Annotated in this window: 12 protein-coding genes and 1 tRNA gene; 8 read left to right on the top strand and 5 right to left on the bottom strand. The window is 48.5% G+C overall.

Going from position 1 to position 13,545, the window contains the following annotated elements:
- Positions 1-135: 135 nt before the first annotated feature.
- The 4 genes from flgA (at position 136) to Q0499_RS10150 (ending at position 1,946) form a co-directional block, all read left to right on the top strand.
- Positions 136-768, top strand: coding sequence for a flagellar basal body P-ring formation chaperone FlgA (gene flgA, locus Q0499_RS10165; RefSeq protein WP_299198936.1), 633 nt, complete (start codon positions 136-138; stop codon positions 766-768).
- 119 nt (positions 769-887) lie between these two features.
- Positions 888-1,205: a flagellar biosynthesis anti-sigma factor FlgM gene (gene flgM / locus Q0499_RS10160; protein ID WP_299198934.1), complete on the top strand. Its 318-nt coding sequence runs from the start codon at positions 888-890 to the stop codon at positions 1,203-1,205.
- A 7-nt stretch (positions 1,206-1,212) separates the two neighbouring features.
- Positions 1,213-1,701: a flagellar protein FlgN gene (locus Q0499_RS10155; protein WP_299198932.1), complete on the top strand. Its 489-nt coding sequence runs from the start codon at positions 1,213-1,215 to the stop codon at positions 1,699-1,701.
- Positions 1,702-1,869: 168 nt separating this feature from the next.
- A tRNA-Arg gene (locus Q0499_RS10150) sits at positions 1,870-1,946 on the top strand.
- A 468-nt stretch (positions 1,947-2,414) separates the two neighbouring features.
- Here Q0499_RS10150 and bktB read toward each other — a convergent pair.
- Genes bktB through Q0499_RS10135 form a run of 3 tightly spaced genes read right to left on the bottom strand, consistent with a single transcriptional unit; the run spans position 2,415 to position 5,558 of the window.
- Entirely contained in the window at positions 2,415-3,602 is a 1,188-nt protein-coding gene (gene bktB, locus Q0499_RS10145) for a beta-ketothiolase BktB (protein ID WP_299198930.1), read from the bottom strand.
- A gap of 25 nt (positions 3,603-3,627) precedes the next feature.
- The gene (locus tag Q0499_RS10140) at positions 3,628-4,785 is read right to left on the bottom strand and encodes an acyl-CoA dehydrogenase family protein (RefSeq protein WP_299198928.1); all 1,158 of its coding nucleotides are present in this window, start codon (positions 4,783-4,785) and stop codon (positions 3,628-3,630) included.
- A gap of 11 nt (positions 4,786-4,796) precedes the next feature.
- A complete protein-coding gene (locus tag Q0499_RS10135) occupies positions 4,797-5,558 on the bottom strand; it encodes an SDR family NAD(P)-dependent oxidoreductase (protein ID WP_299198941.1) in 762 nt (253 codons plus the stop codon).
- 199 nt (positions 5,559-5,757) lie between these two features.
- Here Q0499_RS10135 and Q0499_RS10130 point away from each other — a divergent pair, with 199 nt between their 5' ends.
- From Q0499_RS10130 to Q0499_RS10120, 3 genes are all read left to right on the top strand, one after another.
- On the top strand, positions 5,758-6,762 hold the full coding sequence (locus Q0499_RS10130) for an AraC family transcriptional regulator (protein ID WP_299198925.1): 1,005 nt from the start codon (positions 5,758-5,760) through the stop codon (positions 6,760-6,762).
- 113 nt (positions 6,763-6,875) lie between these two features.
- Positions 6,876-8,459 carry a fatty acyl-CoA synthetase gene (locus tag Q0499_RS10125; protein ID WP_299198922.1) on the top strand — a complete coding sequence of 528 codons (1,584 nt, stop codon included), beginning with the start codon at positions 6,876-6,878 and terminating at the stop codon, positions 8,457-8,459.
- Positions 8,460-9,042: 583 nt separating this feature from the next.
- Positions 9,043-10,098: a hypothetical protein gene (locus tag Q0499_RS10120; protein WP_299198919.1), complete on the top strand. Its 1,056-nt coding sequence runs from the start codon at positions 9,043-9,045 to the stop codon at positions 10,096-10,098.
- Between the two features lie 167 nt (positions 10,099-10,265).
- On the opposite strand, the gene Q0499_RS10115 is transcribed toward Q0499_RS10120, so the two are convergent.
- Both Q0499_RS10115 and Q0499_RS10110 read right to left on the bottom strand, forming a co-directional pair.
- On the bottom strand, positions 10,266-11,243 hold the full coding sequence (locus Q0499_RS10115; RefSeq protein WP_299198916.1) for a sensor domain-containing diguanylate cyclase: 978 nt from the start codon (positions 11,241-11,243) through the stop codon (positions 10,266-10,268).
- Between the two features lie 379 nt (positions 11,244-11,622).
- Positions 11,623-11,802 (bottom strand): hypothetical protein, encoded by a 180-nt coding sequence (locus tag Q0499_RS10110; protein ID WP_091361487.1) that lies wholly within the window; start codon positions 11,800-11,802, stop codon positions 11,623-11,625.
- 538 nt (positions 11,803-12,340) lie between these two features.
- Between Q0499_RS10110 and Q0499_RS10105 the strand changes: the two genes are divergently transcribed.
- On the top strand, positions 12,341-13,411 hold the full coding sequence (locus Q0499_RS10105) for an aromatic ring-hydroxylating dioxygenase subunit alpha (protein ID WP_299198914.1): 1,071 nt from the start codon (positions 12,341-12,343) through the stop codon (positions 13,409-13,411).
- Positions 13,412-13,545: the final 134 nt, after the last annotated feature.

Raw genomic sequence — 13,545 nt, 5'->3', positions numbered from 1 at the left:
GCTCTCTGTACTAAGCGTTACCTGAACATTGCCACCTGAGTTGCAATGCGAACTTCCGGATTAAGCGTGAAACTATATATATTCTCCACAATAATCACACTTATAGCTATGTTAGCTGCGCCAGTAAAGAGCACTTTGGCTGCAGAATCAGACTCTATCACCCAAAAAGCACAACAACACCTGATAAATCAGTACCAGATAATCAACCCGATGTCGCGAACCGTGGTCAGGGTAAATCCTCTGGCCAGCACACTCGATAAGCGCACCTGCAATCTCCCAATATCCTTTATTCATGCACCCGGCAGGGCATCCCGAATAACCATTAAGGCCGTCTGTGACAAGCCTTCATGGGCCATTTTTATTACCGCTACCATCGAACAATGGCAACCTGTAGCCGTAACCAGCAGAGCGTTAAGCAAAGGCACCATTTTGGGTGACTCCGATATTTATCTCAAAGAGTTTGATACTCGCAGGCTGACATCGCCCTATTTTACGAATCCAGGAGAGCTGATCGGCAGAGAGATAAAAAGAGCGATTACAGCGAACCAGATAATCTCGCCAACCCTGGTGGAGAAAAAATTACTGATACGCAAAGGCGACCTGGTCTATATTGAGGCAAACAAAGGGGCTATGCTCATCCGGATGACGGGCACAGCGGAACAGGATGGCGCATTAGGTGAGCAGATCACTGTTATTAACAGTCGCTCAGGAAAAAAAGTCTACGGATATGTAAAAAGCCAGGGTGTTATCTCAGTTAATACCCAGTAACAGTCGCTCGCAGGCCGATATCTGAGCTGCTATACTCGGGGCATTATTTTTACAAATACTGTTAAAGTTTTACATCGGCACGCCGATATCTGTGTCTAGAACAGAATGAGGACCAGAAAATGGTTATTGATATCACGGGTTTAACGTCTTCTTCACAGGCGGCTAACTCTCGTGCCAAGGTAAGCAATCAGCCTGCGCCCGAGAGTAAAGCGCAGCAATCGTCTACGGCGCCACAAGGCACACTATCGTCAGGTGTCAGCTTCAGCGATGCAGCACAAGCCATACAGAAAAGTGTCGGCCAGGCCGTTAGCGAGGGCCCGTCTGTTAATGAACAGAAAGTAGCCGAACTGAAAGCAGCCATTGATAATGGCAGCTATCAGATCAACTACGAAAGCACCGCGCGCGGCCTGCTCCAGTTAGAAAGCATGCTGGACTAATCTGACTGTGACCGCCCTGCCGCCACTCGACAAAATAAATGCCCTGACCACTCAGGGCATAACTTTTCTTACGGCACTGAACGATTTTCTTGAGGCTGAGTATATTGCTTTGCAACAACGTGACGTTGGGCTGTTACAAGAATTAATCGAGAAGAAGACCGAAACCCTGCAACAACTCGAAGAAAACAATCAGGCCCGCAACCAACTATTTATCTCCGCAGGTATAACCCCCGACAAAGCGGGCCTACAAAGCTTTAAAGCGCAGTTAAGTGAACCAGAAGCAACGTCCTTTACTGCATACTGGAGTGAACTGGAGCACGTTTTGCGTCAGGTGAATGATAAGAATAAGCGCAATGAGATTATCATTACCCGCAATAGCCGTAATCTGGAACAACTGATGGGCATCATCCGAGGACAAAACCAGAAAAACACTCTCTACAATCAGAGCGGTGGAAAAGGTAATTATGCTGCGCAAAACAGCCTTGGAAAAGCCTGATTTTTTTTGATTTCCCCGTGACCTCAGACCTCATAACAAGTAGAATCCCTGCCACTGTCTCCCTATAGCTCGAGCGGATCGAATAAGCCACTCCTGATAATGATTAGACAGGGGTTGTTATCAATACTTAATCCAAAAGCATCTATAGTGGCGTCTTTTTCTTTGTATGAGGATATAGCTCAGCTGGATAGAGCAGCCCCCTCCTAAGGGGCAGGTCGGGGGTTCAAATCCCTCTATCCTCGCCATACAAGTCATTAATATCAAAAACGTTCAAGTCTAACAGCCTTTCCTCTTGGTACTGACCAAACAGCGGCCTTTGCACTTATCGCTTTCTCTGCCGCATTAACACGTAACCATCCGGTGAATCCATCTGGCATCACAAGCCTGTCCCCTAATCCAGGTGCCACCAATCTTTAAGTGAGCATTCTCAATGCTTCATACTTAACAGACCAGCCGAGTCAACGACGCCGTTTTATTCAAGCGCTGAAAGCCATGACCCTGGCCTGCAGCCAGAAAACGCCATTGTCCAGCTCGTCAGGGATCATGCTGCCAACACTAACCTGGCTCATAAGTAGCGGGCCAGGCAGGATATCAGTAAGCAAACCTGGAATGGCTGATATTTAAGATTGGTTTGCCAGGGCCTTTACTGATATTGACCGAAGTGAACCGTTAGCCATACAAACGCGCCAAAGCGAACGGTACACTCCATAATGTTACATTAGCCGTTCAATAATCAGCGCTATCCCCTGTCCTCCACCGATGCACATCGTGACCAGTCCATAGCAGCCCCCGGTGCGGTCCAGTTCGGACATCGTTTTTACAATAAGCATAGACCCCGTCGCACCAACCGGGTGTCCCAATGCTACGGCACCTCCATTCGGATTCACTTTATCCACAGGCATACCCAATAGATCTGTTACCGCCATCGCCTGAGCGGCAAACGCTTCATTGGACTCAATCACATCGATATCCTGCATGTTCAGCCCGGCATTGTTTAGTGCTTGCTTAACGGCTGGTACCGGCCCCAGCCCCATCAGTGCCGGGGCTACACCGGCAAAAGCATAACTGAGAATACGGCAGCGGGGTGCCAGTCCCCTGCGTTGGGTTTCTTCCATGGTGGTCATGACCAATGCTGCAGCACCATCATTGAGGCCCGAGGCATTGCCTGGGGTGACGATGCCATCTTGCTTAAATGCGGGCCGTAGTTTTGCCAGACTCGCCATAGTCGTGTCTGCCCGGGGATGTTCATCCGTGTCAAAAACAAACTCCTTACGACCCTGTTTTACCATTACCGGGACGATCTGTTCCCGGAAATAGCCGTTTTTGATCGCAGTACAAGCGCGGCGGTGACTCTCCTCAGCAAACCGGTCCAGATCCTCCCGGCAATAACCCTGCTGTGCAGCAACATTCTCTGCGGTGATCCCCATATGGCCGCTACCGAACGGGTCACTGAGAATCCCCAGCGTCATATCCACAATATTGCTGTCACCCATCCGGGCTCCATTTCGGGCAGCCGGTATCAGATATGCCCCACGACTCATACTCTCGGCACCTCCCGCCAGGGCAATCTTACTGTCTCCCATCACCAGTAACTGAGCGGCGGAGATAACCGACTGTACCGAAGAGCCGCACAGGCGATTAACATTAACGGCTGCTGACGATTCCGGCAGACCCGCATTCAGAGCAATATGCCGGGACAAATAAGCATCCTCTGGGGCCGTGGTGATAATATGGCCAAACAGCGCATGGTCAAAATCTGCAGCGGGTATCGCTGAACGACGGATCGCCTCAGTGGCTGCCGCTGTTCCCAGCTCCGCCGGAGACAACCCCGACAGACTGCCGCCAAAAGCACCGATGGCAGTCCGTACTCCATCAACAATTACTACATCACTTAACTTCATTTTTGGTATTCCTTAATCGTTGCGGTTAACGGCCCAGCATCGGGCGGGCTATTACCTCTTTCATAATCTCTGATGTACCGGCATAGATAGTCTGAACACGGGCATCAACGTAAAACCGGGAGATAGGATATTCCGTGGTATAACCATAGCCACCGAACAGCTGCAGACACTGATCTACCGCCTGACATTGCATCTCGGTAGAACTAAGTTTAAGTAGGGCAGCATCCTCAATGGTCATCTCGCCGCTACTATATTTGTGCATACATTGCCGGTAGTAAGCACGACACAGTTCTAGCTGGGTTTTGACTTCGGCCAGCTTGAAGCGGGTGTTCTGAAAACGGCCCACTGACTGACCAAACGCCTTACGTTGCTGAACGTAGTCCAGGGTTAGTGCCAACGCACCGTCGGTCGCAGCAATAGCCTGCGTAGCACACCCCAACCGTTCTCTCGGCAACTCTTCCATCAAATAGAAAAAGCCCCGATTTTCCTCTCCCAATAGCGCATCCGCTGGTAACCGGAGATTATCGAAAAATAGCTCGGCAGTGTCGCTGCTATGCTGACCAATCTTGCTGATCCCTTTGCCCCGAGAGAAGCCTGGCAGAGAAGAGTCCACCAGAAAAAGAGAGATCCCCCGGGCCCCGGCAAGTGGATCAGTAGAAGCACAGACAATCACCAGATCCGCTAGCAGACCATTAGTAATAAATATTTTGGAGCCGTTGAGCAGCCACTCATCGCCATCCCGTACCGCACTTGTACGCAACGCAGCCAGATCGCTGCCTGAACCAGGCTCAGTCATGGCTATAGCGCCTACCACATCACCACTCACCATCCCCGGCAGCCACTGCTGTTTTTGGGCTTCAGTACCCCGGTGCAGGATATAAGGGGCAACAATATTGGAGTGGATATTAAAGCTGCTGGCAAGACCGCCATACCCCATCTGAGCGATTTCACCCAACACTAGCTGAGCTACTTCAAATGGAGCGCTGGCAGCGCCATACTGCTCTGGCAGATCGACACACAGCATTCCGGCGCGCCCCAGTGTAGGCCAGATCTCGCGGGGCATAATGCCAGCCTTTTCCCAGGCTTCGTAATATGGGGCAACCTCCCGATCCAGGGCTCGCCGGGTCATATCCCGGAAAAGCGTCAGCTCAGCGGTATCCACATCAGTATCTGAAGAGTTCATTACTAGTCTCCTTACTTAGATTCCATGCGGATAGCCGCATCTAAGCGGATCACTTCACCATTAAGATACGGATTGCCGATTATGTGGCAACACAGGTCCGCGAACTCTTCCGGCAAACCGAAGCGTTTTGGGCATTGCACCATCTCGATCAGCGGCTCCCGTACTTTGTCCGGCAGTGATTTCATCATCGGGGTATCAAATAGCCCCGGAGCAATCGTCATGACGCGTATATTATGAGGCGCCAGATCACGCGCGAGGGGCAGGGTCATACCGACAATAGCGGCTTTACTGGCACTATACGCAGCCTGTCCCATCTGACCATCAAACGCCGCTACCGACGCGGTATTGATGATGACGCCCTGCTCTTCAACTTCACCTTTGGCCGCCATTTTTTCTGCGGCGACCCGCAGTACATTGAAGGTGCCGTTAAGATTGATATTGATCGCATGACTAAACTGGTTCAGTGGCAGAGCACCTTCCCGACCCAGTACTTTGCCAGCCGCAACAATACCTGCGCAGTTAACACAGATATCCAGCCGACCCCAATGCGCTACACCATCGCTAATCGCCGCCTCAACCTCATCGGCATTAGTGACATCCACCCGGTAAAAGCGAACCTGCTGCGGATACTGCGCCTTCAAAGTCTGGCCGGCATCATCATTCAAATCCAGCACCAGGACTTGTGCCCCTTCGGCCAACAGTCGCAGGCTAGTTGCCAACCCTAATCCGGATGCTCCGCCACTGACCACAGCCACTTTATTGGTAATCTTCATAGACACTCGAGCTCCCGTATTTCTTATCTTTATAGTGCAGGGAGTATCCGGTGAACCCAGACAAAAGAGCTATGACCAATACAGACAATCTATTTGATAAAAACGACCACCCGGTTCAAACCAGACCCCACAGCAATTTTTTTGTACCTTAGACAACAACAAGGTATTCTCTTCCTATTAGGGAAAACCATTATTTACTATGAAAAAGAAACTGGTATCCAATCACTACATTCAGGCCAGCCTGCACGGAGTACTCAAGCAGGGACTTGACCCGCAACCTCTACTTGAACGCGCAGCAGTGCCTGTTGAGTTAATGCATAAGCCCCGGGCACGGATCACTGAAGTTCAATTAGCTAATCTGATACGGGCGGTCTGGCGTACCACAGGCGATGAATTTATGGGGTTAACTGAACGCCCCTGTAAAAACGGTGTTTTCGCCCTGATGATGGAATCTCTGTTCCACTTAAAAACACTTGGAGCGATGTTGCAGCAAAGTGTGCGTTTCTATAATGCAGTACAGAGCGAGGCCAATTTTACCATCGGAATCAGCGGTGACAGAGTAGACGTTGATATCACTCTGGTCCGGCCAGAATTAGACCCGGATCATCTGTTGCAGGAGTTTTTGTTACTCATGTGGCAGCGATTCAGTAGCTGGCTGGTCAACCGCCAACTTACGATTCAAACCACCCGCTTTAATTACCATGCACCAGCGCATCACGAAGAATACCCGCCTATGTTCGGCGAACAATTACTGTTTGACCAACCCACCGCCGGATTCACGTTCAGTAGTAAATTGCTGGCCCTGCCCCGAGTACGGGACCCGATGGAGCTGGATAGCTTTCTGCGCCAGTCTCCTCTCGAGGTGCTACGTCGGGTTGGTGATAACAATAGCCTCAGTATTCGGGTACAACGTCTGATTCTGAACAAAGGGCTGGAGCTGGCACCGACACTGGAAGAAATTGCCTGCGGTCTGCATATGACCTCCCGTACTTTGCGCCGAAAATTAAAGGATGAAGGGAGTAGTTATCAACAGATAAAAGATCGGATTCGTTGCGATACTGCCATCCGTTTACTCACTGAGGAACGCCTCACTGTCGCTGAGACCAGTGCATTAATCGGTTTCACCGAACAGGCTGCATTCTGCCGGGCTTTCAAAAGCTGGACCGGTGTGGCACCCAGCGCATACCTGGCCATTAACCATTAATACTGATCAGTATCTGACCGCTTTTATCAAATGCTTTGGACAGTTTGATCATTGCCACCACCGCTCCCAGCGGACACTCTTACTGCTAAACAAAAATAACAAGGCTGTCATCCATGCTACCCGAAGTCCAAACTGCCACAGTAAACACCATCGGTGATGGCTTACGCCGCGCCGCCAAACGCTTTGCAGGTAAAGAAGCGATCATTTTCCAGCAGCGCCGCTGGACGTATCAACAACTGGATCACTCTGTTAACCGGGTAGCCAACTTTCTGCTGCAAAGCGGATTAAAACCCGGTGATCGGGTTGCCGCATTCGGCAAAAACTCTGACGCTTACCTGATTCTATTTCTGGCTTGCGCCCGCGCTGGCATGATCCATGTTCCGATCAATTTCGCTCTGGTCAAAGATGAACTGCTGTATTTGCTAAACCAGTCAGGCGCTGTGGCGATCTTTATGGATGAGGATCTAATCGATCATGTGGATGCCGTGCTGCAAGATACCGCGATAACAACTACCGGTTCGCTGCACGCGCAGGCAGCATCGGAGTCATTGGCAGACATTCTGCACGTAAGCCTGTCGGATGCTGACCACCAACCACCAAAGGTAATCGTACAAGATACCGATATTGCACAGATCCTTTACACGTCAGGCACCACCTCGCATCCAAAAGGAGCGATGCATACCCACCGCGGCTTCATGGCCGAATACAGTAGCTGCATTCAACACCTGGACATTACTTCAGAGAACCGTTCTCTGGCTGCTCTGCCGCTATATCACTCAGCTCAGATGCATGTGTTTACTATGCCGGCACTGATGATGGGGGCCATGAGCTATATCCTGCAAGCGCCGCTGCCAAATCAGGTGTTTGAAGCCATCAGCAGTGAAAGACTTAATTCAGTATTCGCACCACCGACTGTCTGGATCGGGTTGTTACGTGACAGCGGATTCGATCAGCACGACCTCAGCTCACTGGTAAATGTTTACTACGGTGCTTCTATTATGCCAGAGCCAATCGTCGCTGAGCTGCAACAACGTCTACCCGGCTGCCGCCTGTTTAACTGCTATGGCCAGAGCGAAATGGCACCGCTCGCCACCGTACTGGCACCAGAAGAGCAGGCAGGCAGACTCGCTTCAATAGGTAAACCCATCATGTCGGTAGAAACCCGGATTGTCGACCCACTGACTATGGAAGATTGCCTTCCCGGTAAGCAGGGTGAGATTATCCACCGCTCCCCCCATGTGATGGTGGGCTACTGGGATAAACCAGATCAGACTGCAGAAGCCTTTGCCGGTGGCTGGTTCCACTCTGGCGACCTGGCCTATGCTGATGAAGAGGGTTACATCTACATCGTTGACCGGATCAAAGATGTCGTAAATACCGGCGGCGTCCTGGTTGCCAGCCGGGATGTGGAAGAAGCGCTATACCTGCATCCAGCTATCGCAGAGGTTGCTGTGATCGGTACACCTCACGAGAAATGGATCGAAGCAATCACAGCCGTAGTGGTATTCAAGCATGGAAAGGATGCGGACTGCGATGAACTGACCCGACACTGCCAGCAGCACCTGGCAGCGTTCAAGGTTCCTAAATCCTTTATCATTACCGATGCCTTGCCCAAGAACACAGCGGGAAAACTGCTTAAGCGAAAGCTACGTGAACAATACAACGAAGCACAACTGGACGCTGCCCTGTCAGTTTGAGTCATTATCAATCCGGCGATCAGATCTATTCACAAAGCGGAGTTGATCGCCGGACACTCAAAGCACTTCGCAACCCTTTCTGGTTTTATTTAAAACATTCACATGCGACTCAACACCCTCGCTGTCTATTAACATCGCTCACTAAACGATAATGCACTAAACACGCCGGCCAAACCTTTACCTGTCTGGCATAGTGCAGCCGAAGGTTGTCCGGTTGAAAAACACGTTTCGCCCTGCGTCTTTCAGCAACCGCTTAATAAAGCTCAGTAGTACTTTCTCAATCCTGTTCTCGCTATAAATTATAAAACGACACCTCCTTGATGCTTCTCGGTTGAGATCATATTCGTCGGAAAGCGTTTGCCATTCATTTCAGAATTTCAGACGTTTTTGTTGATATTTTCTGGAAAAATGCAGGTTAGGCTGACCATAACCATGTCTTATTTTTTCACTCGTCGTAGTAATTTTTTTATTTACTCATAGCCTGATTAAAGGATAAATTATTTGCTAAAGGACGTGCGGCTTCAGAAAAGGGGTTTATTAATAGTTGTAAAGTATGTGTGAAACTTAAGGCGAGGAACACGATATGATTAAACGGAATACTCGACTGGCGACAGTGCTATCTGTCGCAGCTCTCTTAACCGGCTGTGTGGCCGGACAAAGCGGCGTCAAACCAACTACAAAACTGACCGCGGACGATGCCAAAGGCGGTTTTCTGGCAGCTGGAGAGATGGTTAAAACAGATGTTAGTACTGGAGCGGCGTTCAATGGTGCTAACAAAGTGCTCATCGCTAGCTTTAAGGTCGGCTTTGTGGAAAGTAAGCGCGCATCGGTTCAAGCGGGTGGAGGTCTGACTGGAAGCGCATTTGGTGGTAAATCCACGGCATTGATGAAAATGGAAGGGCTGTCAGCCACAACCATGCAAAAAGTCACTGACTCTGCCTATCAGCAATTTAAAGAAAAACTTACCGCGCAAGGCTATACACTGGTAGACCACTCACAGCTGTTCAACCAACCCAAGTTTGAACAGGTCAAACGTTATGATATGCCGTTAAAGGTAGACAATTCAGGGCTTCTTTCAGATTATGGCGTGAGCTATTACTTCTCGCCAAAGCCATTAGGAACAAGTACGCCTATTTATATGGGAGAAATTCCCGGTGAAATGGGTGGAATTGGCTGGTCAGGCCCAAATGCGTATACCAGTGAGTTTGCCGCAGAATCGGGTGTTCGCGTTATTAATCTTGCCTATGTTATCGACTTTGCCTACACAGATAGCTATGGCGGATGGCATACGAACTCAAGTTCAATATCAGTCGGCCAGCTTATGTCCGTCGTACCTGGTGCTCAATTGACGATTATTGGCGGCCATGGAGGCACCTTTAGCAAAGCCATTGGAAGTATACGAACTGAAGAGGGGTTAGTCTCTGAAGCCGACATAGGGACATTAGCCGATACCACCTCCGAAACCAACAAGGCTGTTCAAATGGCCACTAATGTTATTGGTATTCTTGGGGGTATTGGCAGCAACAGCTCCCGTGAATACACGTTAAAAGTCAATGAAGCGAAGTTCCAAAACCAAGCGACCCTTCTGGCAGAAAAGATGAATAATAACTTCATCAATAAAATGGTGCAGTTAAGATAACGTTTAATAAACTGGCTCTTGCAGTCGTAATCTTTAAGTAACTTATTGATTGCAAGAGCTAACCACTTGTAACCACCGCTTTAACATGCCTGCGATGCATGTCAGGCTTCATCGCACCCCGTTAGAACATCACTGATGTCACATCCACTCCAGAAGCTGACTGAATATCATAGGGAATCAAAAAAGCATATACAGTTTCGGCCATTACGCTTAGCTTTATAAAGCGCTTTATCAGCTTTTGATACCAAAGAGGATTTGCTATCAGTGCTTTCAGCAGTCACCAACCCTGCACTCAGACTTATATTCATAACCTGACCCGCATCCGTTCTGAAATCAAGTTCTGATAGTTCTAATCGAAGCCGTTCCATTGCAGTGAATGCATCTTTCAGTTCTACCTGAGGCATGAGAATAGCGAACTCTTCGCCACCATAGCGATACGCACTATCGACTGAGCGCAAGTGTAATTTGATTAAAAGGCCTAGTTTTTTCAACACCTGATCACCAAACGGGTGCCCAAAGGAGTCGTTTAAATCCTTAAAGCAATCCAGGTCGATCATGCAGAGGGATAAAGGCTGCTTATAACGGCGGGATCTTTCCAGCTCTGTCTCAAGTTCGTTATAAAAGTGTCTGGAGTTATACAGCTGGGTTAGCTCATCAACCTGGCTAAGTTCACGATAGAGCCTCTCTCGCTCAGTTAATTCAAACTCGGCTTTTTTCCGATCAGTGATAACCACCAGCGTTTCGATAGCGCCAATAAGATCGCCATCTGCATTTTTGATTGGAGAGGCGGTAAAGGATAGCCATTCGCCACCTTTACCTATGTCAGGAAAGAAGTCCTCTGCCATAAAGGCTCCCTGGAGAACATCTGATGGGTGATACCTGGCTTCGTAGAACTGATCAAGCTCAGGCGTTTGCACACCATCAACTATCAGGTCGGCCATCGTAGGTCTTTTATTTTTGTAAAAAGGTCGCCACTGATCCTGGGTACCGACGATCTCGTTGGCACTCAACCCAGATGCTATTTCCAGAGACGCATTCCAATGGGTAATGACATGATGCTTATTGATAATAAACGCAGGGATCGGAATATCATCCAACAGCTCAGCGACACTAATACCATCCAGCTCATTTTTTAACTCAGACACAACGGCTCTCATTCAAGTTACAACGTTGAATACAGAATCGAGCATTCAAAAGTGTGGATTGTCAGCCTACCTTTGATTCAGTGTCGAATTATAAACAAAGCGTAAGAAAACGCCCATAGAACCTTAGATTAAGCTCTTAGATTAAGCTCTTGGATTAAACACTTATGTTAAGCTCTTATGTTAAGCTCTTAGATTAAACACTTGAATCAGGGCTGACAGGGCTTATTACACTTCAGCCCCGCTAATCGATAGCCAGAACATAAAGCTGATAAATAGCGTCAAGACCTCTCTTTAAAAGAGACCGAAAGCCCGCCAGTTAAATCTATTTAATCCACAGCCGATGATAACCGCAGATATTATTGCGAGCGATAAAGTGCGGTTACTCATTACTCATCAGTAACTCATGGCCGACGACTTCATCGATAACCGCGTAAGGGATGCGGTACTCCTTCTCCTCATATTTAACCAGTGCGTAGTCATAACACATTTTCAGGATAATACAGTTGGCCACCTGACCATCCTTAACGACACGAATAATATTGCGGTTATGAAGCAGCATACCTAAAACCTTTCAGTCACTCTGGACAGTCCATTACATCATATTTAAAAAGCGGACGGCGCGAGTTGATCTCTCTTACGCTTTCCTAAAACTCAATCATAAGCATAAGGCTTTACCGTCGCAATGACTCTTTCAAACTGTTCACCGAAGCCTGGAGCGCTGCTGATCGACTGCGCCTTTGTGTATATTCCTGTACTTGGCAGCACATACCAGTCGCGCCACGTTTTACTCATCACGCCACACAGGGCAATGATTCATAAACCGCTTTTTTAAAATACAACGCCTCAAAATGATTGAAATAATGCATTTATTAACACAACCCATCCTACATTGAATGAAACCAATCAAAAACATCTGACCAATCTTCTGAAAAAATAATATTTTTATTTAAGATCATATAGTTAATCAATCAGGAACGGTTCGTGCTTTATCTGTCAGGCTATCAATGCTGAACCGTAAATAACGCGTAGCGGTTTTTGCATTCAAAAATATATTGCGCCTTTTCACAATAAAAATAATGCCTTAAAGGAGAGACTCTATGTCTGATCAGAACACTTCATATCTGAAAAACACCTGGTACGTCGCTGCACTTTCAACGGAACTTGATGACGGCCTTTTATCCCGCGTATTACTGGATACACAAATTGTTTTTTATCGCAGAGAGGATGGTACTCCGGTTGCACTGCTTGATCGATGCCCGCACCGTTTTGCCCCTCTGAGCATGGGTAAACGCTGTGGCAATGATGTTGTATGCCCCTACCATGGTCTGGCATTCAACTCAGAAGGACAGTGCACCAGCAACCCCCATGGCAATAAGCGCATCCCCGCCAAAGCAAAAGTCCCGTCATTTCCTCTGATGGAAAAACATGGTTTTATCTGGATATGGATGGGTGATGAGGTTGCGGACGAAAATCAGCTCCCTGATTACACAACACTGGACACCGGCCACGACAATGCAATCGCTTACACCTACATGAAATGGCCCTGTCATTATGAACTCATTATCGATAATGTCATGGATCTGAGCCATGTAGACCACCTGCATGGAGAGATCATCACCACCCGCGGACAACTCTCTCCGCAGATTCCAAAACTGGAGGAGGATGCCGGCCAGCTGGCTGCCTCATGGGAGTGGAAACAGACGCCACCTATGCTGATTTTTAACGACTTTTTACCTGAACCCGGTAAAGAAGCATCCCATCGGGTGACAGTCACCTGGGCAAAACCGGCCAATATTCAATTATCGATCGGCTGCAGTCAGGGAAACCAGCCAATTACTTTTGCAAGCGAGGAGGCGGTCTCACAATACGATCTACACGTCTGCACCCCCGAGAGCAAAAACTCGACCCACTACTTTTTTGTCACCCGCCGCAATCATAATGTCGAGGATGCCGACTATAATCAGATCAAAATCCAGAATATGCATGCTGCGTTTGAGTTAGAGGATGGCCCAATACTGAAGGCGGTTGAAGCTGCAATGGAGACGCCTGACTTTCTCAGCCTAGATCCAGTTCTGATCAGTAGCGATGCCGCCCCTGTCCGGGTTCGCAGAACCCTGAAAACGCTGATAGAAGAGGAGCATCAAACCAAACTGACCCTGGCCTCGTAAATATTATTGCGGTGCTCAATAACTGGCTTTAAGGTGAGTTAAAGCCAGTTTTAATATCACATCCCCAGCCAGAGATCTGGATATCTTCGCCCGCTATATAACCAGTGTAAACGGCTCCTGTACTCTGTAATTAT

Origin of the sequence: uncultured Amphritea sp., from assembly GCF_937127095.1 — a bacterium.
Classification (GTDB): Bacteria; Pseudomonadota; Gammaproteobacteria; order Pseudomonadales; family Balneatricaceae; genus Amphritea.
The sequence above is the reverse complement of the archived record's forward strand: the minus strand, read 5'-3'. Positions and strand labels throughout refer to the sequence as shown.